The sequence below is a fragment of the Pseudonocardia sp. KRD291 genome, from assembly GCF_019263595.1.
Lineage (GTDB): Bacteria > Actinomycetota > Actinomycetes > Mycobacteriales > Pseudonocardiaceae > Pseudonocardia.
Genome location: NZ_JADQDD010000053.1, coordinates 1 through 26882 on the forward strand (window position 1 = coordinate 1; position 26882 = coordinate 26882).

Annotated in this window: 31 protein-coding genes; 12 read left to right on the forward strand and 19 right to left on the reverse strand. The window is 72.2% G+C overall.

Annotated features, from left to right (window positions below; all coding sequences use genetic code 11):
- Positions 1–574, reverse strand: a 574-nt coding sequence (locus I4I78_RS10235) for a LysR family substrate-binding domain-containing protein (protein WP_308252006.1), incomplete at its 3' end; no start/stop codon positions are given.
- Positions 575–617: 43 nt separating this feature from the next.
- Between I4I78_RS10235 and I4I78_RS10240 the strand changes: the two genes are divergently transcribed.
- Positions 618–995 (forward strand): DUF5997 family protein, encoded by a 378-nt coding sequence (locus I4I78_RS10240; RefSeq protein ID WP_218611025.1) that lies wholly within the window; start codon positions 618–620, stop codon positions 993–995.
- Between the two features lie 76 nt (positions 996–1071).
- On the opposite strand, the gene I4I78_RS10245 is transcribed toward I4I78_RS10240, so the two are convergent.
- From I4I78_RS10245 to I4I78_RS10270, 6 genes are all read right to left on the reverse strand, one after another.
- Complete coding sequence (locus tag I4I78_RS10245) at positions 1072–2301, reverse strand: helix-turn-helix domain-containing protein (RefSeq protein WP_308252007.1); 1230 nt, start codon at positions 2299–2301, stop codon at positions 1072–1074.
- Between the two features lie 145 nt (positions 2302–2446).
- Positions 2447–2638: a ferredoxin gene (locus I4I78_RS10250; protein WP_218611027.1), complete on the reverse strand. Its 192-nt coding sequence runs from the start codon at positions 2636–2638 to the stop codon at positions 2447–2449.
- A 4-nt stretch (positions 2639–2642) separates the two neighbouring features.
- Entirely contained in the window at positions 2643–4055 is a 1413-nt protein-coding gene (locus I4I78_RS10255) for a fatty acid desaturase (protein ID WP_218611028.1), read from the reverse strand.
- Positions 4056–4274: 219 nt separating this feature from the next.
- Complete coding sequence (katG, locus tag I4I78_RS10260) at positions 4275–6527, reverse strand: catalase/peroxidase HPI (RefSeq protein ID WP_218611029.1); 2253 nt, start codon at positions 6525–6527, stop codon at positions 4275–4277.
- On the reverse strand, positions 6520–6993 hold the full coding sequence (locus tag I4I78_RS10265) for a Fur family transcriptional regulator (protein ID WP_218611030.1): 474 nt from the start codon (positions 6991–6993) through the stop codon (positions 6520–6522). The genes katG and I4I78_RS10265 overlap by 8 nt, the downstream gene beginning before the upstream one ends.
- Positions 6994–7137: 144 nt before the next feature.
- On the reverse strand, positions 7138–7344 hold the full coding sequence (locus tag I4I78_RS10270) for a hypothetical protein (RefSeq protein ID WP_218611031.1): 207 nt from the start codon (positions 7342–7344) through the stop codon (positions 7138–7140).
- A gap of 129 nt (positions 7345–7473) precedes the next feature.
- On the opposite strand from I4I78_RS10270, the gene I4I78_RS10275 reads away from it, so the two are divergent.
- Positions 7474–7905: a VOC family protein gene (locus I4I78_RS10275; protein ID WP_218611032.1), complete on the forward strand. Its 432-nt coding sequence runs from the start codon at positions 7474–7476 to the stop codon at positions 7903–7905.
- A gap of 31 nt (positions 7906–7936) precedes the next feature.
- Positions 7937–8557, forward strand: coding sequence for a GntR family transcriptional regulator (locus tag I4I78_RS10280; RefSeq protein ID WP_218611033.1), 621 nt, complete (start codon positions 7937–7939; stop codon positions 8555–8557).
- 22 nt (positions 8558–8579) lie between these two features.
- Here I4I78_RS10280 and I4I78_RS10285 read toward each other — a convergent pair whose 3' ends face one another.
- Genes I4I78_RS10285 through I4I78_RS10295 form a run of 3 tightly spaced genes read right to left on the reverse strand, consistent with a single transcriptional unit; the run spans position 8580 to position 9983 of the window.
- Positions 8580–9113: a hypothetical protein gene (locus tag I4I78_RS10285; RefSeq protein WP_218611034.1), complete on the reverse strand. Its 534-nt coding sequence runs from the start codon at positions 9111–9113 to the stop codon at positions 8580–8582.
- 44 nt (positions 9114–9157) lie between these two features.
- Entirely contained in the window at positions 9158–9505 is a 348-nt protein-coding gene (locus tag I4I78_RS10290; protein ID WP_218611035.1) for a TfoX/Sxy family protein, read from the reverse strand.
- A 16-nt stretch (positions 9506–9521) separates the two neighbouring features.
- Positions 9522–9983, reverse strand: a complete 462-nt coding sequence (locus I4I78_RS10295; RefSeq protein ID WP_218611036.1) for a VOC family protein — start codon at positions 9981–9983, stop codon at positions 9522–9524.
- 147 nt (positions 9984–10130) lie between these two features.
- Between I4I78_RS10295 and I4I78_RS10300 the strand changes: the two genes are divergently transcribed.
- From I4I78_RS10300 to I4I78_RS10315, 4 genes are all read left to right on the forward strand, one after another.
- Positions 10131–11153 carry a uroporphyrinogen decarboxylase family protein gene (locus I4I78_RS10300; protein ID WP_226379454.1) on the forward strand — a complete coding sequence of 341 codons (1023 nt, stop codon included), beginning with the start codon at positions 10131–10133 and terminating at the stop codon, positions 11151–11153.
- A gap of 8 nt (positions 11154–11161) precedes the next feature.
- Positions 11162–12241 (forward strand): serine hydrolase, encoded by a 1080-nt coding sequence (locus I4I78_RS10305; RefSeq protein ID WP_218611038.1) that lies wholly within the window; start codon positions 11162–11164, stop codon positions 12239–12241.
- A gap of 123 nt (positions 12242–12364) precedes the next feature.
- A complete protein-coding gene (locus I4I78_RS10310; protein ID WP_308252008.1) occupies positions 12365–12820 on the forward strand; it encodes a GtrA family protein in 456 nt (151 codons plus the stop codon).
- Positions 12821–12870: 50 nt separating this feature from the next.
- Entirely contained in the window at positions 12871–14247 is a 1377-nt protein-coding gene (locus I4I78_RS10315) for a mycothione reductase (RefSeq protein WP_218611039.1), read from the forward strand.
- Positions 14248–14253: 6 nt separating this feature from the next.
- On the opposite strand, the gene paaE is transcribed toward I4I78_RS10315, so the two are convergent.
- From paaE to paaA, 5 genes are all read right to left on the reverse strand, one after another.
- Positions 14254–15465 (reverse strand): 1,2-phenylacetyl-CoA epoxidase subunit PaaE, encoded by a 1212-nt coding sequence (paaE, locus tag I4I78_RS10320; protein ID WP_308252009.1) that lies wholly within the window; start codon positions 15463–15465, stop codon positions 14254–14256.
- Position 15466: 1 nt separating this feature from the next.
- Positions 15467–15973, reverse strand: a complete 507-nt coding sequence (gene paaD / locus I4I78_RS10325; RefSeq protein ID WP_374225859.1) for a 1,2-phenylacetyl-CoA epoxidase subunit PaaD — start codon at positions 15971–15973, stop codon at positions 15467–15469.
- Positions 15970–16872, reverse strand: a complete 903-nt coding sequence (gene paaC, locus I4I78_RS10330; RefSeq protein ID WP_218611054.1) for a 1,2-phenylacetyl-CoA epoxidase subunit PaaC — start codon at positions 16870–16872, stop codon at positions 15970–15972. Before paaC ends, paaD begins: the two co-directional genes overlap by 4 nt.
- Positions 16873–16883: 11 nt before the next feature.
- Positions 16884–17195: a 1,2-phenylacetyl-CoA epoxidase subunit PaaB gene (gene paaB, locus I4I78_RS10335; RefSeq protein ID WP_308252010.1), complete on the reverse strand. Its 312-nt coding sequence runs from the start codon at positions 17193–17195 to the stop codon at positions 16884–16886.
- 62 nt (positions 17196–17257) lie between these two features.
- Positions 17258–18223, reverse strand: a complete 966-nt coding sequence (gene paaA, locus I4I78_RS10340; RefSeq protein ID WP_218611042.1) for a 1,2-phenylacetyl-CoA epoxidase subunit PaaA — start codon at positions 18221–18223, stop codon at positions 17258–17260.
- 345 nt (positions 18224–18568) lie between these two features.
- Between paaA and I4I78_RS10345 the strand changes: the two genes are divergently transcribed.
- Positions 18569–19435 (forward strand): DUF559 domain-containing protein, encoded by an 867-nt coding sequence (locus I4I78_RS10345; RefSeq protein WP_218611043.1) that lies wholly within the window; start codon positions 18569–18571, stop codon positions 19433–19435.
- Between the two features lie 278 nt (positions 19436–19713).
- Here the strand turns inward: I4I78_RS10345 and I4I78_RS10350 are convergent, their stop codons facing one another.
- The 3 genes from I4I78_RS10350 to I4I78_RS10360 are packed head-to-tail and all read right to left on the reverse strand — an operon-like array spanning position 19714 to position 21576.
- Positions 19714–20127, reverse strand: coding sequence for a GNAT family N-acetyltransferase (locus I4I78_RS10350; protein ID WP_218611044.1), 414 nt, complete (start codon positions 20125–20127; stop codon positions 19714–19716).
- 10 nt (positions 20128–20137) lie between these two features.
- A complete protein-coding gene (locus I4I78_RS10355; RefSeq protein ID WP_308252011.1) occupies positions 20138–20749 on the reverse strand; it encodes a TetR/AcrR family transcriptional regulator in 612 nt (203 codons plus the stop codon).
- A 20-nt stretch (positions 20750–20769) separates the two neighbouring features.
- Positions 20770–21576, reverse strand: coding sequence for an enoyl-CoA hydratase/isomerase family protein (locus I4I78_RS10360; protein ID WP_218611046.1), 807 nt, complete (start codon positions 21574–21576; stop codon positions 20770–20772).
- Between the two features lie 125 nt (positions 21577–21701).
- Here I4I78_RS10360 and paaZ point away from each other — a divergent pair, with 125 nt between their 5' ends.
- The 4 genes from paaZ to I4I78_RS10380 all read left to right on the forward strand — a co-directional run bounded on the left by paaZ (position 21702) and on the right by I4I78_RS10380 (position 26444).
- A complete protein-coding gene (gene paaZ, locus I4I78_RS10365) occupies positions 21702–23768 on the forward strand; it encodes a phenylacetic acid degradation bifunctional protein PaaZ (RefSeq protein ID WP_218611047.1) in 2067 nt (688 codons plus the stop codon).
- 62 nt (positions 23769–23830) lie between these two features.
- Entirely contained in the window at positions 23831–25102 is a 1272-nt protein-coding gene (gene paaK / locus I4I78_RS10370; RefSeq protein ID WP_218611055.1) for a phenylacetate--CoA ligase PaaK, read from the forward strand.
- A gap of 106 nt (positions 25103–25208) precedes the next feature.
- A complete protein-coding gene (locus I4I78_RS10375; protein WP_218611048.1) occupies positions 25209–25622 on the forward strand; it encodes a VOC family protein in 414 nt (137 codons plus the stop codon).
- A 42-nt stretch (positions 25623–25664) separates the two neighbouring features.
- Complete coding sequence (locus tag I4I78_RS10380; RefSeq protein ID WP_218611049.1) at positions 25665–26444, forward strand: isocitrate lyase/phosphoenolpyruvate mutase family protein; 780 nt, start codon at positions 25665–25667, stop codon at positions 26442–26444.
- Positions 26445–26486: 42 nt separating this feature from the next.
- Here I4I78_RS10380 and I4I78_RS10385 read toward each other — a convergent pair.
- On the reverse strand, positions 26487–26882 hold a 396-nt coding region (locus I4I78_RS10385; RefSeq protein ID WP_218611050.1), incomplete at its 5' end, for an Asp23/Gls24 family envelope stress response protein.

Consider the following 26882-nt stretch of genomic DNA (forward strand, 5'->3'; position numbering starts at 1 on the left):
CGATGAACTCCTCCATCTCCTCGGAGTTCTCCTCCGCGTCCGGCCAGGCGAGGACGACACCCGACCCCGGTGCGTCGGTCAGCGGCCGGTAGGTGAGGTCCCGGCGGTGGTGCAGGCGGGCCAGCGACTGGGGGACGACCAGCAGGCCGAAGCCCGCGGCGACGAGCTCGACCGCGTCGGCCGTCGTCGCGGGGTCGGAGGCCGCCGCCCGTCCCGGCCGGTCACCGGGCCAGGCGAGCGTGTCGTCCAGCGGGCGGAGGACGACCTCGTCGGCCAGGTCGGCGACCTGCGCCTCCTCGGCCGCGGTGAGCAGGTGCTCCTTCGGGACGACGGCCACGGTGGTCTCGGTGTAGAGCGGGATCGCGTGCAGCCCGGTCCGGTCGATCGGCAGCCGGACCACACCGGCGTCCACCGCACCGGTCCGGACCAGCTCCACCGCCTCGTCCGTGCTCACCGCGACCAGCTCCAGCGCGACGTCGGGACGGCGCTCGGCCCACATCCGCGCCCACTTGCCCGGCGTGACGCCCGGGACGTAGCCGAGCCGGAAGGACGCGGTGTCGCTCGGCTCGGTCACCGGCCCAGGCTATCGGCCGGTCCGGCCCCGATACCCTCGGCACATGACGCGGCAGAGGTCGACCCAGACGATGAAGCCCGCGACGGCGGCGAAGAAGCTCGGCGTGCACCTCGAGGCGACGCCCGAGGAGTTCCGGGACGGGGTGGTCTCGCGCGACGAGCTCGACGCCCTGCAGGCCGATCCGCCCGAGTGGCTGCGCGAGCTGCGGCGCGACGGCCCGCATCCGCGCCCGGTCGTCGCGGACCGGCTCGGGGTGTCGATCTCCGGCCTGGCCCGTGCCGAGATCACCGAGCCGTTGACCACCGCCCAGATCGCGGCCATCAAGGAGGAGCAGCCGGAATGGCTGCGTCGCGAGCGCAACACCCGGGCCGAGGCCCAGCGTGCGGAGGCCAAGCTGGCGGCCGAGCGGTCCGCGCAGTAGCTCACGTCCCGATCCCGGCCGGCCGAGCTGCGCCATGGCGCCGCAGACGGTCTGACCGCGGACCTGGCGGGCGGACCTAGCCGGAGCCCGGCGGGCCCGGGGCGGCGCGCAGCACCGTCGTCCCGAGCAGGCGGCAGGCCAGCAGCGCGACCTCGACGTCGATCCGGCCCTCCGACAGCGGCCGGCCACGCACCTGCTCCGCCTTCCGGATCCGGTACATGATCGTGTTCTTGTGCAGGTGCAGCTCGGTCGCGGCGGCGGCGAGGCTGCCGCCCCGGGACAGGTAGGCCCACAGCGTCTCGCGCAGCCGGGCCGCGTCGTCGTCGTCGTCAGCCAGCCCGCCGAGCGCGCTCTGCACCCAGGGCGCGGCGGAACCGGGGTCCGCGGCGAGCAGCGCCAGCGGACCGAGCTGGGCCGAGGTGGTGGTCCGTGCCCGGTGCGCCGGGTCGGCCGCGGCGGCGATCTGCTGGGTCTGCTGCGCCTGCTGGTGGCTGCGCCGGAAGCCGGCCAGACCTTCGACCGGGTCGCCGAGCGCGGCGTAGGTGCCGGGTGTGCCGGCCAGGACGTCGGTGACCGCGTCCGGCGGGGCGGCCGCGTCCGGGAACCAGGCCCACAGCGTCGACGCGTCGGGGGCCACCACCAACGGGGGCCGGGTGCAGCCCAGCGCGGCCGCGACCTCGGGCACGACGCGTTCGAGCCGGCCCAGCCGCTCGACCTCGTCGACGTCGGCGCCGCACCAGAGCACGGCGCCGACGTGCGCCCCGGCAAGGTCGTAGCCCAGGGTGCTGCCCACGTCGCCGGCGTCGACCGAGCGGGTGGACAGCAGGGCGGTGACCGTGGCGAGCCGGGCGGTGTTGCGCTGCCGCATCCAGCTGTCGCGCTCGCTCTGGTAGGCGGCCACCACCTCCTCGGAGACCGCATCGATCACGCTGAACGTGACCGACGCCAGGTCCCGGGCCGCGGCGGCGACCTGCGCCCCGTCGGCGGGGGTGCCCGCGATCAGGGCGATCAGCTCCTGCTGGAAGCAGGCCTGTCCGATCCGGTAGGCGCGCAGCATCGTCGAGATCGGGACGCCCTGCTGGGCCAGGCGCCGCGCCAGCTCGAGCGCGGCGTCCGGGGCCCGGACCCCGTCGACCGGCGCTCCGGCACCGAGCACGGTCAGCGCGGCCGTGACCATGTCCCCCACGGTGGTGGCCAGCACCTCCCGGACGCGGGGGTCACCGGCCACCTCCGGCAGCTCGTCGGCGACCTGCCTCAGCACGGTGCCGACGACACGGCTGGTGTCGGCCAGCAGCGGTCCGGCCACGCGACCGAGGGTGTCCGACACCGGTGGGGGCACCGGGCGACCGTACCCGGGCGACGACGCCGCCCCGGTTCCGTGACCGGAGCCGGGGCGGCGTGTCGTGCGGGGTCGGTCGCTCAGGCGTCGAGGCCCTCAGGTGTCGAGGCCTTCAGGTGTCGAGCCGCAGTGCAGCGGCCGGGCAGGAGGCGACGGCGGACTCCACCAGCTCGCGGTCTCCCTCGGCCGGCGTCTCGTCGAGGATCTGCACGAGGCCGTCGTCGTCGAGCTCGAAGTACTCGTGCGCCATGGCCTCGCACATGCCGTGCCCGTCGCAGGCGTCCCGGTCAGCGACGATCTTCATCTTCTCAGGCCTCCGCGTTCGTCAGCGGGATGAAGTCGACCTTGTCCCGGACCCCGCAGTCGGGGCAGGTCCAGTCGTCGGGCACGCGCGCCCACGGGGTGCCGGCGGCGATGCCCTCCAGCTCGTTGCCCTCGGCCACGACGTAGATGTGCCCGCAGCCCGGGCAGCGGGCGGCCGCGACGTCGTCACCGGCGACCGGCGCCGCGGTGTCGGAGTCGACGGTCCCGGTGGACGTGCCCGGCACCGGGTAGCGGGCGAACAGCTTGTCCCGCTTGCGCGGCGCCAGGTTGGCCAGGCGCAGGTCGCCCTCGTAGTGCGCGACGACCAGCGGGTCCATCGTCCGGTAGAACAGCGGCGGCACGACCGCGAGCGCCATCATCCCGGTGTAGCCGGTGGGCAGGACGGGGCTCTCGGCGAAGTCGCGCAGCGTCTGGAAGCGCCGGGTCGGGTTGGCGTGGTGGTCGCTGTGCCGCTGCAGGTGGTAGAGCAGCACGTTGGTGGCGATGTTGTTGGAGTTCCACGAGTGTGCGGGGGTGACCCGCTCGTAGCGGCGACGGTCCGGCGGGCCGACCTCCTGGCGGAGCATGCCGTAGTGCTCCATGTAGTTCACGAGCTCGAGCAGCGTGAAGCCGAACACGGCCTGGATCACCAGGTAGGGCAGGATCGCGACGCCGAACACCGCGATCAGGGCGCCCCACAGCACCGCCGACATCAGCCAGGCGTTGAGCACGTCGTTGCCCAGCCGGAACGGGTGCTTGTCGCGCCGCGCGAACCGCTTGCGCTCCACCCGCCACGCGCTGGTCACCGACCCGACGACGGTGCGCGGCCAGAACGCGTAGAAGCTCTCGCCCATCCGGCTCGACGCCGGGTCGGCCGGGGTGGCGACGCGGACGTGGTGGCCGCGGTTGTGCTCGATGTAGAAGTGGCCGTAGAAGCACTGCGCGAGCGCGACCCGGGCCAGCCAGCGCTCGGAGGACTCCTTCTTGTGGCCGAGCTCGTGCGCGGTGTTGATGCCGATGCCGGCCACCGAGCCCAGCGTCATCGCGCACCCGATCATGCCGAACACCCCGGCGTCGGAGGTGGCGACGAACCACATCCCCAGGACCAGGCCCGCGTACTGGATCGGCAGGTAGGCGTAGGTGATCCAGCGGTAGTAGCGGTCCTCCTCGAGGGCCTCCATCACCTCGTCCGGCGGGTTGCTGTTGTCGCGCCCGGCGACCAGGTCGATCAGCGGCACCACGACGAGCACGATGACCGGACCGAGCCACAGCGTGATCTCGAGGCCGGTCAGCGCGTAGAGGCCCATCGCCAGGAACGGCAGCAGCGGGACGACGAGCCCGAGCATCCAGAGACGGCGCTTCCCGTCGTGCCACGTCGACCGGCCCTCGACCGGTGTGTCCAGTGCGTAGGTCTTCATGGAGTCCTCCCCTTCGAAGAGTCCCGTCGCCGACGCCGTGGTGGCCCGGCTGTTCCCACTGGGGAGGACGCTACGAGCGGGGGGAGCCGATGCCATCGGGCCGCGGAACGAACTACGGCGCCCCGGTTGTGTGCCCGGCACACACCGACCACCGACGACGACAGCCCCGGCCGGTGGCCCGGCCGGGGCTGTCGTGCTGGTGTCGCTGGGAGGGTCAGATCAGAGCGCGACGTCGTAACGGTCGGCGTTCATGACCTTCGTCCAGGCGGCGACGAAGTCGTTCACGAACTTCTCCTTCGCGTCGTCGCTCGCGTAGACCTCGGCGACGGCGCGCAGCTCGGAGTTCGAGCCGAACACCAGGTCGGCCCGGGTCCCGGTCCACTTCACCGCGCCGGAGGCGTCGACCGCCTCGAAGGAGTCGTCGTCACCGGCGACCGAACGCCACGCGACGCCCGCGCCGAGGAGGTTGGTGAAGAAGTCGTTGCTCAGCGTCCCGACCTTGTCGGTCAGCACGCCTGCGGTCGACCCACCGGTGTTCGCGCCCAGCACGCGCAGGCCGCCGACCAGCACGGTCAGCTCCGGAGCGGAGACGCCGAGCAGGTTCGCCCGGTCGACGAGCAGGAACTCGCCGGGCAGGGTGTGGCCCTTGCCGCGGTAGTTCCGGAAGCCGTCGGCCGTCGGCTCCAGGTAGGAGAACGACTCGACGTCGGTCTGCTCCTGGGTGGCGTCGGTGCGGCCCGGGGTGAACGGCACGGAGACCTCGTGCCCGGCGTCCTTCGCGGCCTTCTCGACGGCGGCGCCGCCGGCCAGCACCACCAGGTCGGCGAAGGAGATCTTCTTCCCACCGGTCAGCGAGCCGTTGACGTCGGACTGGATCGACTCCAGCGTCGAGATCACGGTGCGCAGGGTGTCCGGGTCGTTGGCCTCCCAGCTCACCTGCGGCTCGAGGCGGATGCGGCCGCCGTTGGCGCCGCCGCGCTTGTCCGACTGGCGGAACGACGAGGCCGAGGCCCAGGCGGCCTTGACCAGGTCGGTGACCGACAGGCCGGACTCGAGCACCTTCGCCTTGATCGACGCCACGTCGTCGGCGGAGACGAGCTCGTGGTCGACGGCCGGGACCGGGTCCTGCCAGAGCAGCTCCTCGGTCGGGGTCCAGGCGCCGATGTAGCGCTCCTTCGGGCCCATGTCGCGGTGGGTCAGCTTGTACCAGGCGCGACGGTAGATGTCCTCGAACACGGACGGGTTGTCGAGCCAGCGGCGGGTGATCTCGCCGTAGACCGGGTCGACGCGCAGGGCCACGTCGGTGACCAGCATCGTCGGCTTGCGGTTCGGCTGACCCTGCTCCGGGTCCGGAATGATCTCCGGGCCGTCCTTGGCGACGAACTGGTTCGCCCCGGCCGGCGACTTCTCCAGCACCCACTCGTAGGCGTAGAGGTGCTTGAGGTAGTCGTGGCTCCACCGGTTCGGGGTGCGGGTCCAGATGACCTCGAGGCCGGAGGTGATGGTGTCGCGGCCCTTGCCGGAGCGGAAGCTCTGCTTCCAGCCCAGGCCCTGCTCGGTGATGTCGGCGGCCTCCGGCTCGGGGCCGACGTTGCCGTTCTCGTCCGGGTTGGCGGCGCCGTGGGTCTTGCCGAGGGTGTGGCCGCCGACGATCAGCGCGGCGGTCTCCTCGTCGTTCATCGCCATCCGGCCGAAGGTCTCGCGGATGTCGCGGGCCGCGGCGATCGGGTCACCGCTGGCGTCCGGGCCCTCCGGGTTCACGTAGATCAGGCCCATGTGCGAGGCGCCGAGCGGCTTCTCCAGCTCACGGTTGTTGAGGTCCTTGCTACCGCCGTAGCGCGCCTCGTTGCCCAGCCACGTGCCCTCGGAACCCCAGTAGACGTCCTCGTCCGGCTCCCAGACGTCGGCGCGGCCGCCGGCGAAGCCGAACATCGGGAAGCCGGAGATCTCGTGGGCGCGGTTGCCCGCGAAGACCAGCAGGTCGGCCCAGGAGACCTTGCGGCCCCACTTCTGCTTGACCGGCCAGAGCAGACGGCGCGCCTTGTCCAGGTTGCCGTTGTCGGGCCAGCTGTTCAGCGGCGCGAACCGCTGCATGCCGGCGCCCGCGCCGCCACGGCCGTCGAAGGTCCGGTAGGTGCCCGCGGAGTGCCAGGCCATCCGGATGAAGAACCCGGCGTAGCTACCGTGGTCGGCGGGCCACCAGTCCTGCGAGGTGGTGATGACCGAGTCGACGTCGCGGGCCAGCGCGTCGAGGTCGACGGTGGCGAACTCCTTGGCGTAGTCGAACTCGCCGTGGAACGGGTCGGAGGCGACCTGGTGCTTGCGCAGGACCTTCAGGTTGAGCTGGTTCGGCCACCAGTCCTGGTTGCCACCACCCTCGGTGGGGTGGGCGATGCGACCGTGGTCGATCGGGCAGCCACCGTCCTCCTCCCTGTTCAGCTCGCTCTCGATGGTGGGGTGGTCGTCAGACACGGGAATCCTTCCGGGGTGGATCGGTGTGCGCGGTGTCGATGTGGGTAGCGGTGGAGCAGTCGGGGCACACGCCCCAATAGATGACCTCGGCCTCGTCGATCGTGAAGCCGTGATCGTCGGACGCGGTCAGGCACGGGGCTTCGCCGACGGCGCAGTCGATGTCGGCGATGGCCCCGCACGAGCGGCAGACGACATGGTGGTGGTTGTCGCCGACCCGGGACTCGTAGCGTGCCGGGGAGCCTGTCGGTTGGATGCGGCGCACCAGGCCGGCGGTCGTCAACGCGCGCAGCACGTCGTAGACCGCCTGGTGGGACACATCGCCGAGATCCGCGCGCACGAGCCCGATGATCGAGTCGGTGTCGAGGTGCGGCTGGGCGTGCACCGTGGACAGCACCGACAGCCGTGGGCGCGTCACGCGCAGGGTCGCCCCACGCAGCATGCGCTCGAAGTCCGACGTCGTTGGCACCCCGTCAGACTGTCGTACTTTCTGGAATCAGTCAAGAAACGGGGGTGCGGGGTCGGTCGGTCGGCGCGTCCCGGACATCGTGTTGATCGACCAGAGTGGTCACATCGGTGCCACGGACGGCACGGATGTGACCACACTTCTCGATCACGGGGTCGGTGTCCTGTCGCCGTGCGAATCGCCTGCTCCGGTCCTCTCGGGGAAACCGACGACGTCGCCGACGGTGATCGTGCCGGAGGCGAGGATCCGGCAGACCGCGCCGCGCAGGCCCGCCTCGGCCTCGACCCGGTCGACAGGTCGCATGGGCGCGCGGGAGGCGTCGGCGATGTGCAGTGCCGCGACCCGGATCGTCACGGGTCGACAGTAGTGGGCCCGTGTGCCGACGACGGCCCGCGAGCGCAGACCGCGACCTCGGTCGGATCGAGGCGCAGGCCACGTCCCGGGAGCGTATGTATACATGTTGCTCTTTTGTATGCTGATGCCATGACTGCAGCGCAGACGACCAGGCCCTGCTTCCACCTGGCGATCCCGGTGGACGACCTGGCGAAGGCCCGGGCCTTCTACGGCGACGTGCTCGGCCTGCAGGAGGGCCGGTCCGCGGACCTGTGGGTGGACTGGAACTTCTACGGCCACCAGATCGTGACCCACGTCGCCGAGCGCGCGGCGGCGCCGGCGCACAACCCGGTCGACGGGCACGACGTCCCGGTGCCGCACTTCGGGGCCGTCCTCGGGGTGGACGCGTTCCACACGCTGGCCGAAAAGCTGCGCGCGGCCGGGACCGAGTTCGTGATCGAGCCCTACCTGCGCTTCGCCGGCGAGCCGGGGGAGCAGTGGACGATGTTCTTCCACGACCCCGCGGGCAACGCGATGGAGATCAAGGCGTTCCGGGACGAGGCGCAGATCTTCGCGAAGTAGCGGGCGGCAGGTCGAGGGAGCGGGGCGGCGCGTGCGGACCAAGGCCGACCACATCCACCACGCCCTGCGCGAGGACATCGTCGCCGGGCGTCGCGAGCAGGGGTCGGTGCTCGACGAGGTCGAGCTGGCGGCGGCGTTCGGCGCGTCCCGCACCCCGGTGCGCGAGGCGTTGCGACGGCTGCAGAGCGAAGGGCTCCTGACGGTCGGGAGCCGCCGCCGGATGTGCGTCGTGGACCTGTCGGAGAGCCACCGGCACGAGGTGACCCTGCTCCGCGAGTCACTGGAGACGACGGCGGCGACGCAGGCGTGTGCGCGGTGGGAACCCGACGACCTGGACGGGCTGCGCGTCGCCGTCCTGCGTCAGCGACGGGTCGCGCGCGACGGGGACGTGACGGCCTTCCTCGGCCTGGACGAGACGTTCCACCGCGAGCTCGCCGCCGTCGCCCGGATGCCCACCCTGTCCCTGCTGCTCGACCAGCTCGGCGCGTTCGTCCGACTGGTGCGCGTCGCGATCCCGACCGACGACGCGCACATGCTCGCCCTCGCCGACGAGCACGATGACCTGCTCGACCGGCTGGAACGGCGCGACGCGCCGGCCCTGTGCGCGGCGCTGGGCCGCCACATCCGCACCACCGCGCCGCGACGGCGGTGACCCGGCGGCGGGGACGCGTGGCTCAGTGGATCGCCTTGAGCGCGACGACCAGCCCGCCCAGCGCGACCAGGGCCACCACCAGCACGATGCGCTTCCACCACGGCAGCGTGGTGCGCCGGACCGCGAGCAGGGCGAACAGGCCCATGCTGGCGACGAGCACCCAGACGGCCGTCCACAGCGCCGTGTGGAACGGGGGCCAGCCGAGCGCGGACCCGACCAGCAGCAGCACCGGCACCGCCGAGGCCTGCAGGATCTGCCCGGAGCTGCGCAGGGCCAGAAGTCCTTCGTGGCCCTTCGGTCCGTGCCCGTGCGCCGCGAGATGGGCGGTGTAGTCGGCGAACAGGCTGGCCGCCCAGAGCCCGCCGGTGGCGATCAGCACGTCGGCGACGGCGGACCAGGGCCCTCCGCCGTCGTCGATGTGCCGGGTGAGCACCAGCAGCGTGCTGAGACAGGCGATGGTGCCGTAGACCCGTTCGCGGAGCATCGACGAGATCTGCTCGGGCGTCGCCGTCGGGTGCTCGGTGCGCGTCCACACCGAGCGTGCCGCTCTCGACATCACACCTCCGTAGGGTCCCCGCGCAGCCCGGACGACGACGGCCCTCAGGCCGATCGGCGGGGTCGGTCCGGCGGGAGCGACCGCGCGAAGCGGACGCCGTGCTCGACCCAGCGGGCCAGCTCGTCGTCGGAGGTCTCCGTGACGTCGACGTGCAGCCAGCCGTCCAGCTCGCGCCCGCGCATCACGAACCGGCTCGCCCGCGGGTCGGCGACCAGGGCGTCGGTGTCGGCGGGGTCGACGCGCAGCATGAGGCCACCGCGACCGGAGGCGTTGACGGCCATGTGCCCGTCGATCAGGAAGGCCAGGCCGCCGAACATCTTCTTCTCGGTGATGCCCGGCTCCGGGGTCAGGATCTCGCGTAGCCGGTCGGCCACCTCGACGTCGTAGGCCACGGGGGCGGTCGCCTTCTCAGTCGCGGTAGGTGTTGTTGCTCGAGTGGTCGCCGCCCAGCCAACGTTCGAGGTCCTTGCGGGCCTGGGCGCGGCGGACCTCGTTGATCGCGTCGGCGTCCGGGTCGTCCACCGTGAACTCGAGCAGCAGGCCGTTCGGGTCGGTGATGTAGAGCGAGACGCAGTAACCGTGGTCGAGGACGAACGTCTGCGGCTCGACGTACCCGGCGTCGGCGATGCGCGTGCGGATCGCGTCCTGGTTGGCCTGGTCGGTGGCCAGCGCGATGTGCCGGAACGGCGACGGCGTCAGCTCGGGGTCGGACAGCTCGTCGACCTCGGTCCAGGTCGCGACCAGCGGCATGCCGATGACGTCCTCGTAGAACGCCCGCGTGCGTTCCTGGTCCTTGGTGACGAACGCGTTGTGGTGCAGCCGGATCGGCGGGCGTCCGGTTCCGGACGGCGGCGGTGCGGTCTGGGTCATGAGGGGTCCTCCTCGACGAGGTCACGCGACGCCGTGTGGTGACAGACACTACCGTGGGGCTCCGACACCTCAAGCGTCCGAACGATCCACTCCGCCTGCAGGTCCCGCTCCCGGAAGGCGATCCCGGTGACTGCTTCCGTACGTCCGTTGGCGACCTCGATCGTCGGGAGCTACCCGCAGCCGGGGTGGCTCGTCGACCGCGCGCACCTGGCCGGGACCGGCCCCGCCCGGGCCCGCGACCCGCAGCTGTGGCGCCCGGGCCCGGACACGATCGTCGAGGCCCAGGACGACGCCACCGTGATCGCCGTCGACGCCCAGGAACGCGCCGGGCTCGACATCGTCACCGACGGGGAGGCGCGCCGGGAGTCCTACTCCAACCACTTCGCGACCGCGCTCGAGGGCATCGACGTCGACAACCCCGGCACCCGCGTCGGGCGCAACGGGAAGAGCCAGCGGGTCCCGCGGATCGTCGGGCCGGTCACCCGCCCGCGCAGCATCCAGGCCCGCGACACCGAGTTCCTGCGGGCCCGGACCGGGCGCCTGGCGAAGATCACGATGCCGGGCCCGTTCACGATGTCGCAGAACGCGCAGGACGACCACTACGGCGACGGGGAGGCGCTGGCCTTCGCCCTCGCCGACGCCTGCCACGCCGAGATGCTCGACCTGTTCGCCGCAGGCGCGGACATCGTGCAGATCGACGAGCCCTACATGCAGGCCGTCCCGGACGCCGCCCGCGCCTACGGGCTGGCCGCGCTCAACCACGCCCTGCGCGACGCCCCCGGGACCACCGCGGTGCACCTGTGCTTCGGCTACGCCGCCAAGATGCCCGGGCAGAAGCCGAGCGGCTACTCGTTCCTGCCCGAGCTGGCCGGCTGCGTGTGCGACCACGTCTCGATCGAGAGCGCCCAGCCCGACATCGACCTCGGTGTGCTCGGCGACCTCGCGGGCAAGACGGTCGCACTCGGGGTGATCGACCTGAGCACCGAGGACGTCGAGACCCCCGAGGTGATCTCCGACCGGGTCCGTCGGGCGCTGCGCCACCACCGGCCCGAGCAGCTGGTCCTGAGCACCGACTGCGGCATGAAGTACCTGACCCGCGCCGCCGCCGACGGGAAGATGGCCTCGATGGTCGCCGCGGCCGGAGCGCTGCGCGAGGAGCTCGGGGTCTGAGCGGCCCGATGCGGTACCTGCTGGTGGCGATGCTGCTCGTGGTCGCGGGCTGCAGCGGCGCCGCGGAACCGGGGACGTGCGCGCCCCCACCGGCCCCGGACGTGGGCAGCGTCGAGGGTTGGATCGGCTACCTCGCCGCCCACCGCGACGACGTCGCGTTCGTCGTCGACGACGGCCGGGGGACCCGGCTCGAACACCGAGCCGACGCGGTCCAGCCGATGGCATCGGCCAGCAAGTCCCTGAACCTGGCCGCGTACGCCCGCGCGGTCGCGCTCGGCGCGGTGCGCCCCGACGAGCCGGTGCGGGTCGGCGACTGGGAGCGCTGGGAGGTCTTCAACCCGTCGACGAGCTCGCACGCCCGGGCGCTGGACCACCTGGGGATCCCGCGCACCGGCAACCGGGCCCGGGACCCGGACCGGGTCGTCACGCTCGACCAGATCGCCCACCAGGTCAGCATCTGGAGCGACGACGCAGGCCCGGACCTCCTGCGCGCCCGCCTCGGCGACCGTGCCCTGCTCGACACCGCCCGCGCGGTCGGCTGGGACGACCCCGAGCTGATCAGCAACACCGGATTCGTCGTCTCCCTCTACACGCCCGAGCTGGTCCCGCCGGCCACCGACCGGCCCGCGCGCCGCGCCGCCGAGTGGGCCCTCGCCCGCCGCTACGCCACCGACCCCGCCTTCCGGGCCGACGCAGACACCCGCATTCCTCCGCCGGGCGTGGAGCCCGCCTGGGCCGACGGCGGCCCGGGCGGGACGGCCCGCCAGCTCGAGGCGCTGTGGTCGGCGGTCGGGCACGGCACCTTCCCCGGCGCGGACCGCGCCCGGGCCATCGCCGAGCAGGACCCGCACCCGCCACCCGGCATCCTCGGCATCGGGGCCAAGGGCGGCCTGATCAGCGGAGTGCTCGCGCGGGGCGTCGAGATCCGCCGCGACGACGGCACCGTCGCGACCGCGGTGCTGCTCGTGCGCCGGATGAGCGAGCAGGACACCCGGCGGGTCGGCGAGGACAGCCGGGGGTTCTCCGACGTCCTGGTCGCCTCGGTCGAGGACCCGGCGGTGACCGCGGCGATCCGCTGCCGGCTCTGAACCCGCCCGACGGGCCGCGCGCGGCAAGGTCAAGATCGTCCGCTCGGTCCGGTGGACACCGCCGATCGGGCGAAAGAGGACCCCGGGAGAAACCATTTCGGGGCGGGCTGCGAAAGTCTTGACGTGACCCCGAACGTGATCGACGGCCGCGCGCCGGCGCCTGTGCGCGCGCAGCGGGCACGTCGGTCACTCGGCCGGCTGGTCCGGTACGGGATGGTCGGCGTGGCGAACGCGGCCGTCTACTACACGACCTACCGGCTGGTCCTCGAACCCGTCGGCTACCTGGCCGCGCACGCGCTGGGCCTGGCCGTCGCGATGGTCGTCTCGTACTTCCTGCACTGCCGGTTCACGTTCTCGGTCCGGCCCACCTGGCGCCGTTTCCTGCGTTTTCCCTGGTCGCAGGCTACGAACATCGCGGCGACGACGATCGGTGTGGTCGCGCTCGTGCACCTCGGGGTGGGGGAGCGGGTGGCCCCGCTGGCCGCCGCGGTCGTCGCGGTGCCGATCACCTTCCTGCTGACGACGCTCGCCCTGACCGGTCGTCGCTCGACCGCGACGGGCACCCGGGTCCCCGCCTGACGCCGGTCCGGCGACGGGCGGCGTGGCCGCGCCCGGCTTAGGCTCGACCGGTGCGACACCACGACCTCGTCGTCATCGGCACCGGTTCCGGCAACATGGTCGTCGACGAGCGGTTCGACGACCTCGACGTCGCGATCGTCGAGCGCACCGCGTTCGGCGGCACCTGCCTCAACGTCGGCTGCATCCCGACCAAGATGTTCGCCTACACCGCCGAGGTCGCCCACACGGCGCGGCAGGCCCCGGAGTACGGCGTGGACGCCGCCGTCGAGCGCGTCCGGTGGTCCGACATCCAGGAGCGGGTGTTCTCCAGGCTCGACCCGATCTCCGCCGACGGTCGCAGGGGACGCGAGCAGAGCGACAACGTGACCGTCTACCTCGGGCAGGCCGAGTTCACCGGCCCGCTGGCCCTGCGCGTGCGCCGCGACGACGGCGGGACCGACGAGATCTCCGCGGACCGGGTCGTGATCGCCGACGGCGCACGGCCGAGCGTCCCGCCCCCGGTGGAGTCCGCACGCGTGCACTACGAGACCTCGGACTCGATCCTGCGGATCGACGCCCTGCCGCGGCGGCTGGCGATCCTGGGCGGTGGCTACATCGCGGCCGAGTACGCGCACATCTTCGGTGGCCTGGGCTGCGCGGTGACGATCATCGACGTCGCCGACGCGCTGCTGGCCTCGATGGACGAGACGATCTCGCAGCGCTTCACCGAGGTCGCGCGCGAACGGTTCGACGTCCACACCGGGCAGGGGGTCGACGCGGTCGAGCAGGCAGGCGACGGGGTGCGGCTGCGCCTCGACGACGGGTCGACGATCGAGGCGGACATGCTCCTGGTGGCCGCGGGGCGGGTGCCCAACGGCGACCGGATGAACCTCGGCGCGGCCGGCATCGACACCCACGACGACGGCCGCATCGCCGTCGACGGGTACCTGCGCACCAGCGCGGACGGGGTGTTCGCCCTCGGCGACGTCAGCTCGCCGGTACAGCTCAAGCACGCGGCCAACCACGAGGCGACGGTCGCGGCGCACAACCTGCTGCACCCGGACGCGATGCGCGAGGTGGACCTCGGCCTGGTCCCGGCGGCCGTGTTCACCTCGCCGCAGATCGGCACCGTCGGGTGCACCGAGCAGCAGTGCCGCGACGAGGGCCGCGACCACGTCGTCGCGGTCCGGCCCTACTCCGACGTCGCCTACGGGTGGGCGATGGAGGACGAGACCGGCTTCTGCAAGCTGATCGCCGACCCCCACACCAGCCTGCTGCTCGGCGCGCACCTGATGGGCCCGCAGGCGCCGACCCTGGTGCAGTCGCTCGTGCAGGCGATGGCACTCGGCGTCCCGGTCACCCGCCTGGCCGACGTGCAGTACTGGATCCACCCGGCGCTGAGCGAGGTCGTGGAGAACGCGCTGCGTGCCCTGGACCTCGAGCAGTAGGCCCGCTCAGACGTCGTAGTCGACCGTGATCTTGTCCGAGACCGGCAGCGTCTGGCAGGTCAGCACGAAACCGGCCTCGACCTCGTCGTCCTCGAGCGCGAAGTTGCGCCGCATCGTCACCTCGCCGTCGGTGACCTTCGCCCGGCACGTCCCGCACACGCCGCCCTTGCAGGCGAACGGCAGGTCCCCGCGCACCTTCTGCGCGGCGTCGAGCACCGGGACGTTGCGCGGCAGCGTGAGCTGCGTGGTGCGGCCGTTGAGCACGACCGTGACCTCGCTGCCCTCGCCGTCGAGCTCGGCGGTGTCCTCGGCCCGGTCGAGCTCGGGCGGCGGCTCGTCGACGTAGAACAGCTCGCGGTGGACCTTCTTCCTGTCCACGCCCAGGTCGGTGAGGACGGCGGTCGCGTCGTCGGTCATGCCGAGCGGGCCGCAGAGCCACCAGTGGTCGATGGTCTCGACGTCGACCAGCGCGCCGAACAGCGTGCGCAGCCGCTCGGCGTCGAGGCGTCCGTTGAAGATCTCGGCCTCGGTGGGTTCGCGGGAGAGCACGTGCAACAGGTGCAGGCGTGGGCCGAACGCGTTCTTGAGGTCGGCGATCTCCTCGGTGAACATCACCGTGTCGGTGCGACGGTTCCCGTAGAGCAGCGTGACGTGCGTGTCGTCGTGTGCGGCCAGCAGCGACGCCGCGATCGAGAGCACCGGCGTGATCCCGGACCCGGCCGCGACCAGCCCGTGGTGCGTACCGGCCTCGAGCTCCGGGGTGAACGACCCGGACGGCGGGCCGACCTCGACCTCGTCGCCGACCTGCGCGGTGTTCACCAGCCACTCGGAGAACATGCCGGTGTCGACGCGGCGCACGCCCACCCGCGGCATCGCACCGGCCGGTGCACAGATCGAGTACGAACGGCGGTGCTCGCCGTCGTCGTTCCAGCGCCGCAGCGTCAGGTACTGGCCCGGCTTGAACGCGTAGGCCTCGCGCAGCTCGTCCGGGACGTCGAAGGTGACGGCGACGGCGTCGTCGCAGAGCCGCTCGATACCGCCGATCGGGAGGTGGTGGAAGCCGCCGTCGGTGCGTCCGGGCTCGAGGCCTGCCGACTCGGGGGCGAAATCCGGGTCGGCGAGCACGTCGTCGATCGCGTCCTCGATCCGCAGCCGCGACGAGCGGCCGTGCACCATGTTGCTCCGCGCCGTCCAGGCCGCCTCGCGCCGCCGGTTCACGTCAGATCTCCTTCATGTGCTCGAAGGGCTCGCTGCACGACGGGCACCGGCGCAGCGACGTGCAGGCGGTGGGGCCGAAGTGCGAGAACTCCTCGGTGGTGGGAGCGCCGCAGTGCGGGCAGCGCACGTCCGGCGACGGGGCGGTCAGCGTCAGCGGGATCGGCCCGGTGGCCCTGGGCCCGACGCGTCCGGGCGGGGCGATGCCGGCCTCGGCGAGCTTGCGGAGCCCGTCGTCGGAGATCCAGTCGGTGCTCCACGGGGGCGAGAACACCGTGCGCATCTCGACCGGCCCGTAGCCGGCCGCGGACAGCGACGCCGACACGTCGCGGCGCATCTCCTCGATCGCCGGGCAGCCGGAGTAGGTGGGGGTGATCGTGACGGTCACGGCGTCGCCGTCCACGTCGACCCGGCGGATCACGCCGAGGTCGTGCAGCGTCAGCATCGGCATCTCCGGGTCGACGACGCGCGCGACGACCTCGCGCGCGTCCGCCCGCGCCGTCGCGGTCACCACGTCGCACCCGGGTGCTGGCGGGCCAGGCTCTGCATCTGCGCGAGCGCGTGGCCCAGGTGCTCGGTGTGCACGCCCTGACGCCCGCCGCGGCCACCGATGGTGCCGATCGCGGGCCGGTCCGGCAGGGTCAGCGTCGCCTTCGAGACGACCTCGTCGAGCACCGCGTCGAACTCCTCGCGGGTGGTGCCCGGGTCGACGGCGACACCGGCACCCGCCAGGCGCGTCTCCTCGTCGGAGGTGCGGAACAGCTCGCCGACGTAGGGCCACAGGGCGTCCAGCGCGTCCTGCATCCGACGGTGCGACTCGTCGGTGCCGTCGCCGAGGCGCAGCGTCCAGCGGGCGGCGTAGTCGCGGTGGTACGTCAGCTCCTTGACGCCCTTGCCGGCGACCGCGGCGATCACCGGGTCGGTCGAGCCGACGAGCCGGTGCAGCAGGGCGAGACGCCAGGTCGAGAAGATCAGCAGGCGCCCGATCGCGCGGGCGAAGTCCAGGTCGTCGGAGAGCTCGGCGAGCCCGACGTTGCGGAACCGGGCGTCGCTGCGCTGGTACGCCAGCGCGTCCTCGTCACGTCCGTCTCCTTCGACGTGCCCGGACCGGGCCAGCAGCACGCGGGCCTGGCCGAGCAGGTCGAGCGCGGTGTTGGCGAGCGCGACCTCCTCCTCCAGCTCCGGGGCGTTGGACACCCACTCCGAGAGGCGGTGGCTGTAGATCAGCGCGTCGTCGCCGAGCATCAGGCAGTAGGCCGCCAGGTCGGCGGCATCGACGCCCTCGGGCACCGGCGCGGACACCTCGGCGCCCGCCTCCTCGACGATCCCGGTGCCGAACGCCCAGCGCGGGTCGTCGTGGTCCGTGGTCTCGGACAAGGACTGGTACGCGTTGGTCGCGTCCTCCTCCATCGCGTGCGGGCTCACAGGTGCGGCACCTCCTCCGGGATCCGGTAGAAGGTCGGGTGCCGGTAGACCTTGTCCGCGGACGGGTCGAAGAACGGGTCCTTCTCCGCCGGGCTGGACGCGGTGATGTCGTCGGCCTTCACGACCCAGATGCTCACGCCCTCGTTGCGACGGGTGTAGACGTCGCGCGCGTTGTGCAGCGCCATCTCGTCGTCGGGGGCGTGCAGCGACCCGACGTGGACGTGGTTGAGCCCGCGCTTGCCGCGCACGAACACCTCGTAGAGCGGCCAGGTCCGCCGACTCGGCTTCTCACCCTGACCGGTCTCCACACCGGTGACCGGGACGGCGCCGTGCCCGCCCTCGGCGGTGACCTCTTCTTCGTCGGGGGTGTTCACGCCGCCGCCTTCCGGGCCTCGTTCTTGCGGGCGGCCTGCTTGTCGGCGTAGGCCTGCGCGGCCTCACGGACCCAGGCGCCGCCCTCGTGCGCGCGACGACGGTGCGCGACGCGCTGGGCGTTGGCCGGGCCGGAGCCGGCGACGACCGCCTTGAACTCCTCCCAGTCCGGCTCGCCGTAGTCGTGTGCCTTGCGCTCGTCGTTCCAGCGCAGCTCCGGGTCCGGCAGTGTCACGCCCAGTGCCTCGGCCTGCGGGACGCTCATGTCGACGAAGCGTTGGCGCAGCTCGTCGTTGGTGTGGCGCTTGATGTTCCAGGCCATCGACTGCTGCGAGTTGGGGGAGTCCCCGTCCGGCGGGCCGAACATCATCAGCGACGGCCACCACCAGCGGTCGGTCGACTCCTGCACCATCCGCTTCTGCTCGTCGGTGCCGTTCGCCATCGCCAGCAGCAGCTCGTAGCCCTGGCGCTGGTGGAACGACTCCTCCTTGCAGATCCGGATCATCGCCCGCGCGTACGGCCCGTAGGAGCAGCGGCAGAGCGGGACCTGGTTGCAGATCGCGGCGCCGTCGACCAGCCAGCCGATCACGCCGATGTCGGCGTAGCTCAGCGTCGGGTAGTTGAAGATCGACGAGTACTTCTGCTTGGAGTCGATGAGCTTCTCGGTGAGCTCCTCGCGGTCCACGCCGAGCGTCTCCGCGGCGGCGTAGAGGTACATCCCGTGCCCGGCCTCGTCCTGCACCTTGGCCAGCAGGATCGCCTTTCGCCGCAGGCTCGGCGCCCGCAGGATCCAGTTGCCCTCGGGCTGCATGCCGATGATCTCGGAGTGCGCGTGCTGGGCGATCTGGCGGATCAGGGTCTTGCGGTAGCCCTCGGGCATCCAGTCCCGTGGCTCGATGCGCTGGTCCGCCGCGATCGTCGCGTCGAACCCCGTCTCGAGCACGCGCTCGTCCGTCTCCGGCATTGCGACCGACACTGGGCACCTCCTGGACCGAATGTTCGTTCGGCTGTAAGCATGGCTGAGCGGACGCCCCGACGCAAGACGGCCGGACGATCCGTCGAGCGTCACGAAACGGCGGAGCGGGCAACCAAAAGGTGACGCCCGCCCGTGCCGCGTCGCCGATCGGGCCGACCGAGCGCGCGGCCGTCACGAAATGGCGGTGAGCATCGCCAGAACGTGACGCCCGGCGGTGGCCTGGCCGACGAGCCGCCCGGCCCCGATCCGGCGTCACGGAATGGTTCTGGCGTCCGCCGGATCGTGACGTTCGATTCGATGGAACCGAATCGGGTCGGGAGCGGTCCAAGTCGTATGGACCTGAGTCGACCGTTCGTCGGGTCGGAAGCCGTGGCCGCGGGAGTGGTCACGCGGGCGCGGCTCCGCGGCAGGGGCTTCCGTGCGTTGTTCCACGGCATCTACGTGCGAGCCGACGTGCCGGTCACGCTCGCGCTCCGGTCGGAGGCCGCGTACCTGCTGGTCGACGGCGTCGGTGCGCTCGCCGGGTACTCGGCCGCGGAGGTGCTCGGCGCGTCCTGCGGTCCTCTCGGCGTTCCGGCCGAGGTGATCGTTCCCGGTGGCAACCGGCGGGCGCAGTCCGGCCTGATCGTCCACCGCGGCGCTCTCGCCGAGGACGAGCCCGTGTTCCGGGCCGGCATGCTCGTCACCTCACCGGCGCGGACCGCCTGCGACCTCGCGCGCCGGCTGCCGCGGATCGACGCGGTGGCCGCGATCGACGCGCTCGCCTTCCACGGCGAGTTCGACCCGGCACGCGTTCTGGAGATCGCCGCCCGCCACCCGGGTGCTCGCGGATCTCGGCGTCTCGGCGCACTGGTGGCACTGGCCGATCGGCGGTCCCAGTCGCCGATGGAGACCCGTCTCCGGCTGGCCCTGCACGACGGTGGCCTCCCACCTCCGACGCTCCAGCACCCGGTCGGGCCGTACTTTCTCGACCTCTGCTACCCGGATCTTCTCCTGGCGATCGAGTACAACGGCGGCCACCACCGCACGGCCGAGCAGGCCCTGTACGACCTCGACCGCGAGGCGTACGTCGTCAGGAACGGCTGGCACGTCGTCCGTCTCCCGGCGCGCGACGTGCTGGGTCGTCCGGACGTGGTCGCGGACCGGGTCCGCTACGAGCGGGCCATCCGCGCCGATCGAGCGTCACGTCATGGCGGATGAACAGCCAACACGTGACTCTCGATCAGCCGCGACGTCTCATCGCCGACCGAGCGTCGCAACCTGGTGGTCCGCACCACTACTTTGTGACGCTGGCAGTCCTTGGCCTCGCCGGCGGGCAGTCGTCGGATTGAGCGTCACGGAATGGCGATCGGGCCGCCATTACGTGACGTTCGGCGGTGGTGGTGGCCATGTTTGGGGAGGGTGCGGATCGGGCGTCACCTCGTGGCGGTGCGCGCAGCCGTTTCGTGACGCTCGATCGCGTGCCGACGGTGCTGCCCTCAGCGGTGCAGGCGGAGGAGGCCGGCGGAGGTGGGGGTCAGGCCGCAGGTGTCGCGGTAGAACGGGGTCAGATCCTCGGCGAAGTCGGCGTGCAGCCAGCTGCAGCCCGCGTCGGTGGCCTGGCGGACCGCGTCGGCGACGAGCGCGCGGCCGATGCCCCGGCGTTGTCGCGAGGGGTGCACGACGACGTCGAGGAGGAACGCGTGCCCGCTGCCGTCCCAGGCGTGGTTGGCGAACCCGCTCATGGTGGTGCCCTCGAACGCGCCGACCCAGGACAGGCTGTGCCGCTCCAGCTGCGCGGACCAGGCACGCAGGCGTGGCGTCTCGCCGAACGCGCGGGCGTGCAGTGTGGACAGCGTGACGTCGTCGATCGCACAGCGCACCCGCAGCTCGAGCGCCGGGAGATCGGTCACCGTGTGGGTCTCATCGGGCGGGGATGATCCCGACGAACGCGGCTGCGACGACGTCGTCGGGCAGCGTGTCGGTGCCGGGGCGGCCCGGGCGGTACCACTCGACGATCGAGTTGATCAGCCCGCCGAGCAGCTTCGCGGCCAGGGCGGGGTCCACCCCGGCGCGGACCTCACCCGCGTCGACGGCCTCCCCGACCAGCCTCGTGACCTCGGCGTCGAACGTGCGGCGACGCTCCAGCGCCCATCGTTCGGTCTCGGTGTTGCCGCGCACCCGCAGGAGCAGGGTGACGTAGGGCAGCTCGGCCATCAGCACCACGACCTGGGCGCGGACGATCGCGCGCAGCCGTTCGGCCGGCGTGCCGGTGTGGGCGGCCGGGGCGTCGAGTGCGCTGAACAGCCCGTCGACGGCCCGCTCCAGCGCCGCCCGCAGCAGCGCCTCCTTGCCGGCGAAGTGGTGGTAGAACGACGACTTCGTGATCCCGGCCGCGCGCGAGAGGTCCTCCATGGACGTCGCGTCGTAGCCACGGGTGTTGAACTCGCCGACCGCGACCTCGAGCAGCGACCCGGCGCCGCCGCTGGGGCGACGGGACCGGCGCGCGGGGTCGGCTGCGGGCAAGGCGCTCACCGCACTGCTCGCGGGCTCGCTCATCGCCCCTCGAACGTCGGCTTCTTCTTCGCCAGGAAGTCGGCGACGGCCTGCTGGTGGTCGCGGGTCGAGGCCAGGCGGGTCTGCGCCGCGCCCTCGTGCGCGAGCACGGCGGGCAGGTCGTTGATCGCGCCGAAGTGGACGGCGGCCTTCACCTCGGCGTAGGCGGCGGTCGGGCCGGACGCGAGCCTGCGGGCCAGCTCCAGGGCCGTGGTCAGCACGTCCTCGGCCGGGACGACGTCGCGGACCAGGCCCCAGCTCTGCGCGTCCTCGGCGGAGAACTGCTCGCCGAGCAGCAGCAGCTCGGTCGCCCGCGCCACCCCGACGGCGTGCGCGAGGCTGGCCGAGAGCCCGGAGTCGGCGGTCAGGCCGATCCCGGTGAAGGCGGTGGCGAACTTCAGGCCGGCCGCGGCGATCCGCAGGTCGGCGGCCAGCGCGAAACCGAGTCCGGCGCCGACGCACGGCCCGTTGATCGCCGCGATGACCGGCTTGGGGGCCTCGGACAGCGCCGTGACGATCGGGTTGTAGTGCTCGGCGACGGTGTCGAACGCCGTCGCCGGGTCCTTCTCGAGGTTCGCCGCGTGCTCGCCGAGGTCCTGGCCGACGCAGAACGCCTTGCCCGCGCCGGTCAGCACGATCGCGCGCACGGTGTCGTCGGCGGCGACGTCGGTGATCGCCGGGAGAAGGGCCTCCTTCAGCTCGACGGTCATCGCGTTGTACCGGGCGGGCCGGTTCAGCGTGAGGATCGCGACCGCGGGGTCTGTCTCGTCGCGGGTGACCAGGACGGCGGGGTCGGTGTCGGGCATGGGGGCACTGTAGTGCCTCCTCGACCGAACGATCGGTCGTCCGACGTGGGGCTGGTCCCGACGGTGTGCCCGGTGCTAGTTTCTGGCCGAACGAACGGTCGGTCGAGGACCTGGAGGCGTCACCGATGACCCACAGCCGGGGAGCACTGCTCCGCAGCCATGTCGGCGGGAACTGGCACACCCCGCCCGGGGAGGGCCGGCCGCTGCACGACGCGGTGACCGGCGAGGAGGTCGCCCGGATCTCCTCGGACGGCATCGACTTCGGGGCGGCGCTGGAGTACGGCCGCACCGTCGGCGGGCCCGCGCTGCGCGAGCTGACCTTCCACCAGCGCGCCGCGCTGCTCAAGGCTCTCGGCGGGCACCTGCGCGAGCACCGCGAGGAGCTCTACGAGATCTCGGCGCGGACCGGTGCGACGCTCGGCGACTCCAAGTTCGACGTCGACGGCGGCATCGGCGTCCTGCTCGCCTACGCCTCGAAGGCCAAGCGCGAGCTGCCCAACGACACCGTCTACGTCGACGGCGGCGTCGAGCCCCTGGGGCGCGGCGGCACGTTCCTCGGCCAGCACGTCTGCACCCCGCTGCACGGCGTCGCGGTACAGGTCAACGCGTTCAACTTCCCGGTGTGGGGGCCGCTGGAGAAGCTCGCCCCGGCGTTCCTGGCCGGCGTGCCGAGCCTGGTCAAGCCGGCCAGCCCGACCGCGTTCCTGACCGCGAAGCTCGTCGAGCTGATCGTCGACTCCGGGCTGCTGCCGGCCGGCGCGCTGCAGTTCGTCGCCGGCTCGCTCGGTGACACGTTCGACCATCTCACCGGCCAGGACCTCGTGTCGTTCACCGGTTCCGCGGCGACCGCGCAGACCCTGCGCGCGCACCCGGCGATCGTCCGGAACTCGGTGCGGTTCACCGCCGAGGCGGACTCGCTCAACTTCTCCGCGCTCGGCCCGGACGCGACGCCGGGGACCGAGGAGTTCGACCTGTTCGTCAAGGCTCTGACCACCGAGATGACGGTCAAGGCCGGCCAGAAGTGCACCGCGATCCGGCGCGCGTTCGTGCCGGAGCGCCACGTCGACGCCGTCGTCGAGGCGGTGTCCGCGCGGCTGGCGAAGGTGACCGTCGGCAACCCGTCGTCCGACGGCGTCCGGATGGGTGCGCTGGCGAGTCTGGAGCAGCGCGAGGAGGTGCGGCGCAGCGTCAAGGCGCTCACCGACGCCGGTCGGATCGTCTTCGGCGACCCGGACTCGGTCGAGGTCACCGACGCGGACGCCGTCGCCGGCGCGTTCGTCTCGCCGTTGCTACTCGTCGGGGACCCGGAGCGGGCCGAGCCGCACGAGGTGGAGGCGTTCGGTCCGGTCTCCACGATCCTTCCCTACTCCGGCACCGCCCAGCTGATCGACTACGCGGCGCGCGGGCAGGGCAGCCTCGCCGGGTCCGTCGTCACCGCCGACACCGCGTTCGCCCGCGAGGTCGTGCTCGGCGTCGCACCGTGGCACGGCCGGATCCTGGTGCTCAACGCGCGCGACGCGAAGGAGTCCACCGGGCACGGCTCGCCGATGCCGCAGCTCGTGCACGGCGGACCCGGACGCGCCGGTGGGGGCGAGGAGATGGGCGGCATCCGCGGGGTGCTGCACCACATGCAGCGCACCGCGGTCCAGGGCGACCCGGACACCCTGTCCGCGATCACCGGCCGCTGGGTCACCGGCGCCGAACGCCACGAGACCGACGTGCACCCGTTCCGCAAGCACCTCGAGGAGCTCCGGCCGGGCGACACGCTCGTCGCCGGTCCACGGGTGGTGACCCAGGAGGACGTGGAGCACTTCGCCGAGTTCACCGGTGACACGTTCTACGCCCATACCGATGCCGAGGCCGCGGCGGCGAACCCGCTGTTCGGCGAGCGCGTCGCGCACGGCTACCTGATCGTCTCGTTCGCGGCCGGGCTGTTCGTGGACCCGGCGCCGGGGCCGGTGCTGGCCAACTTCGGCGTCGACGACCTGCGGTTCCTCACACCGGTCAAGTTCGGCGACGAGCTGACGGTGACGCTGACCTGCAAGCAGCTGACCCCGCGCGACTCGGCCGCCTACGGCGAGGTTCGCTGGGACGCCGACGTGACCCGCCAGGACGGCGAGTCGGTGGCCCGCTACGACGTGCTCACGCTGGTCGCGAAGCAGGAGACGGCCCAGAAGGAGACGGCACAGTGACCACCGTGGCGCGGCGGCTGGGGGACGCGCCGGCTCCGGAGTCCCTCGACCCGGCCGAGCGGATGTCGGTCGACGAGCTGCGCGACCTGCAGCTGCAGCGTCTGCAGTGGACGCTGCGGCACGCCTACGCGAACGTCCCGCACTACACGCGGGCCTTCGACGCGCACAGCGTGCACCCGGACGACTGCCGTGAGCTCTCCGACATCGCGAAGTTCCCGACCACGAACAAGGCCGACCTGCGCGACAACTACCCGTTCGGCATGTTCGCGGTGCCCCAGGACCAGGTCCGGCGGATCCACGCCAGCTCCGGCACGACCGGGCGTCCGACGGTGGTCGGCTACACCGCGAAGGACATCGACGACTGGGCCGGTCTGATCGCCCGCTCGATCCGCGCGGCCGGCGGGCGTCCCGGACACAAGATCCACAACGCCTACGGGTACGGCCTGTTCACCGGCGGCCTCGGCGCGCACTACGGCATCGAGAAGCTGGGGGCGACGGCGATCCCGGTCTCCGGCGGTATGACCCCGCGGCAGGTCCAGCTGATCACCGACTTCGCACCCGACGTCATCATGCTGACCCCGAGCTACATGCTCACGCTGCTCGACGAGTTCGCCCGCCAGGGGATCGACCCGACGTCGACGTCACTGAAGGTCGGGATCTTCGGCGCGGAGCCGTGGACCGAGCAGATGCGCTCCGAGATCGAGGAGCGGATGGACATGCACGCCGTGGACATCTACGGCCTGTCCGAGGTGATGGGCCCGGGTGTCTCGCAGGAGTGCGTGGAGACCAAGGACGGCCTGCACATCTGGGAGGACCACTTCCTGCCCGAGGTCGTCGACCCTCTGGAGGCGGACGGGCGGGGGAGGGCGCTGCCCGACGGCGAGGAGGGCGAGCTGCTGTTCACCTCGCTCACCAAGGAGGCGCTGCCGATCATCCGGTACCGCACCCGGGACCTGACGACGCTGCTCCCGGGCACCGCCCGGCCGTCGATGCGGCGGATGGCCAAGATCACCGGTCGCAGCGACGACATGATCATCCTGCGAGGGGTGAACGTGTTCCCGACCCAGATCGAGGAGATCGTGCTGCGGACACCGGGGTTCGCGCCGCACTTCCAGCTGGAGCTGACGACGCAGGGCCGGATGGACGCGCTGTCGGTGCGGGTCGAGGCCCGCGCCGACACCCCGGCGCAGCGGCGGGAGACGGCGGCCGCGGAGCTGGTGCGGGCGGTCAAGGAGAGCGTCGGCGTGTCGGTGGCCTGCGAGGTCGTCGACCCGGACACCCTGGAACGGTCGGTGGGCAAGCTGCAGCGCCTGCTCGACCGCCGGGAGCGCTGAGCACCGACCGCGGCACGGGAGCGAGGTCGATGCCTGCCGATAGGGCGTAACGCGGGCGGTGGCGGGACTGAGGTTCCTGATATCCCGACGACCGCTGGAGGACACCATGGCATCGCGCCTGAACCCCTATCTCAGCTTCCGCGACGACGCCCGCCCGGCGATGGAGTTCTACCGCGAGGTGTTCGGCGGCACGCTGACCCTGTCGACGTTCGGCGAGTTCGGCAACGACGACCCGGCGGTCGCGGACAAGGTCATGCACGCGCAGCTGGAGACCCCGAGCGGGTACACGCTGATGGGCGCGGACACCCCGCCCGGCATGGAGTACACGCCCGGCTCGTCGATCACGGTCAGCCTCTCCGGGGACGATGCCGAGCAGCTGCGCGGCTACTGGAAGAAGCTCTCCGCGTCGGGCACGGTCACCGTCGAGCTGGAGAAGCAGATGTGGGGCGACGAGTTCGGCGCCTGCGTCGACCGGTTCGGCACCGCGTGGATGGTCAACATCGGTACCGGGGAGGGCTGAGCCGCCCTGCCGCTGCCCTCGCCCGGGCCTACGGTGATCGTCATGGTCACCACCGCCGACAAGGCCGCCACACTGCAGAAGCTGCACTCCGATGAGGAGCTGCTGCTCGTCGTCAACGTCTGGGACGCGATCACCGCGACCGTCGTCGCGCAGACCGAGGGGACGAAGGCGCTCGCCACCCCGAGCCACGGCATCGCCGCCTCGCACGGTTACCCGGACGGCGAGCAGATCCCGCGCGACGAGATGATCGAGGCCATCGGGCTGATCGTGCGCACCGCGGGGGATCTCCCGGTCACGGCCGACCTCGAGGCCGGCTACGGCGACCCGGGCGGCACGGTCGCGCGTGCGATCGGCGTCGGCGCCGTCGGGGCGAACCTGGAGGACCAGGTCAAGCCGCTCGCCGACGCGGTGAAGGCCGTCGAGGCCGCCGTCGCGGCGGCGGAGACCGAGGGCGTGCCGTTCGTGCTCAACGCCCGCACCGACGCGTTCCTCAAGGCCGGTGACAAGGACCCGGAGGACGTCCTCGCCGACGCCATCGCGCGCGGCAAGGCCTACCTCGAGGCCGGCGCGTCGAACTTCTTCGTGCCCGGCAAGCTCGACGAGACCCAGGTCGGACGCCTGGTCGAGGCGCTCGGCGAGCGCAAGGTCAACCTGATCGGCATCCCCGGCTCGATCCCGCTGGCCCGCGCCCGGGAGCTCGGCGTCTCCCGCGTGTCCTACGGCCCGTGGAGCCAGAACGTCGCCCTCACCGCACTGGCGAAGCTGGCCGAGGACGTCTACGCAGGCGGCGGCCTGCCCGCCGACACCCGCAAGCTGAACTGAGCTCGCACCCGGCCGGCGCCCCCGACCGGGGTGTCGGCCGGGTCAGGACACCCGCGGCGTGGAGGACGGCGTCGGCTGCTCGGGCTCGGTCCGGCCGTCGTCCTCCGACGGCAGGTGGACGTCGTCGACGGAGATGTTGACCTCGACGACCTGCAGGCCGGTCATCCGCTCCAGGGCGGAGATGACGTTGCGTCGCACGGCCTTGGCCAGGTCGGCGATGGCGACGCCGTACTCGACGACGATGTTCAGGTCGATGGCGGCCTGCTTGTCGCCGACCTCGACCGACACGCCCTGCGCGACGTTGGTGGAGGCGCCCGGGATGCGCTCGCGGATCGCGCCGAACGTGCGGGCCGCGCCGCCGCCGAGGGCGTACACGCCGTTCACCTCGCGGGCGGCCAGCCCGGCGATCTTGGACACGACCGCCTCGGCGATCTTGGT

Excerpts from the sequence above, each read along its gene's own strand:
- paaC (WP_218611054.1), bottom strand. The coding sequence starts at position 16,872 with ATGGAGGAGGACGCGACCAACGCGTACCAGTCCTTGTCCGAGACCACG.
- paaA (WP_218611042.1), bottom strand. The coding sequence starts at position 18,223 with ATGCCGGAGACGGACGAGCGCGTGCTCGAGACGGGGTTCGACGCGACG.
- I4I78_RS10380 (WP_218611049.1), top strand. The coding sequence starts at position 25,665 with ATGGTCACCACCGCCGACAAGGCCGCCACACTGCAGAAGCTGCACTCC.
- I4I78_RS10345 (WP_218611043.1), top strand. The coding sequence starts at position 18,569 with ATGGACCTGAGTCGACCGTTCGTCGGGTCGGAAGCCGTGGCCGCGGGA.
- I4I78_RS10360 (WP_218611046.1), bottom strand. The coding sequence starts at position 21,576 with ATGCCCGACACCGACCCCGCCGTCCTGGTCACCCGCGACGAGACAGAC.
- I4I78_RS10285 (WP_218611034.1), bottom strand. The coding sequence starts at position 9,113 with ATGTCGAGAGCGGCACGCTCGGTGTGGACGCGCACCGAGCACCCGACG.
- I4I78_RS10255 (WP_218611028.1), bottom strand. The coding sequence starts at position 4,055 with ATGAAGACCTACGCACTGGACACACCGGTCGAGGGCCGGTCGACGTGG.
- I4I78_RS10305 (WP_218611038.1), top strand. The coding sequence starts at position 11,162 with ATGCGGTACCTGCTGGTGGCGATGCTGCTCGTGGTCGCGGGCTGCAGC.
- I4I78_RS10375 (WP_218611048.1), top strand. The coding sequence starts at position 25,209 with ATGGCATCGCGCCTGAACCCCTATCTCAGCTTCCGCGACGACGCCCGC.
- paaK (WP_218611055.1), top strand. The coding sequence starts at position 23,831 with ATGTCGGTCGACGAGCTGCGCGACCTGCAGCTGCAGCGTCTGCAGTGG.
- I4I78_RS10295 (WP_218611036.1), bottom strand. The coding sequence starts at position 9,983 with ATGACCCAGACCGCACCGCCGCCGTCCGGAACCGGACGCCCGCCGATC.
- paaZ (WP_218611047.1), top strand. The coding sequence starts at position 21,702 with ATGACCCACAGCCGGGGAGCACTGCTCCGCAGCCATGTCGGCGGGAAC.
- I4I78_RS10240 (WP_218611025.1), top strand. The coding sequence starts at position 618 with ATGACGCGGCAGAGGTCGACCCAGACGATGAAGCCCGCGACGGCGGCG.
- I4I78_RS10275 (WP_218611032.1), top strand. The coding sequence starts at position 7,474 with ATGACTGCAGCGCAGACGACCAGGCCCTGCTTCCACCTGGCGATCCCG.
- I4I78_RS10250 (WP_218611027.1), bottom strand. The coding sequence starts at position 2,638 with ATGAAGATCGTCGCTGACCGGGACGCCTGCGACGGGCACGGCATGTGC.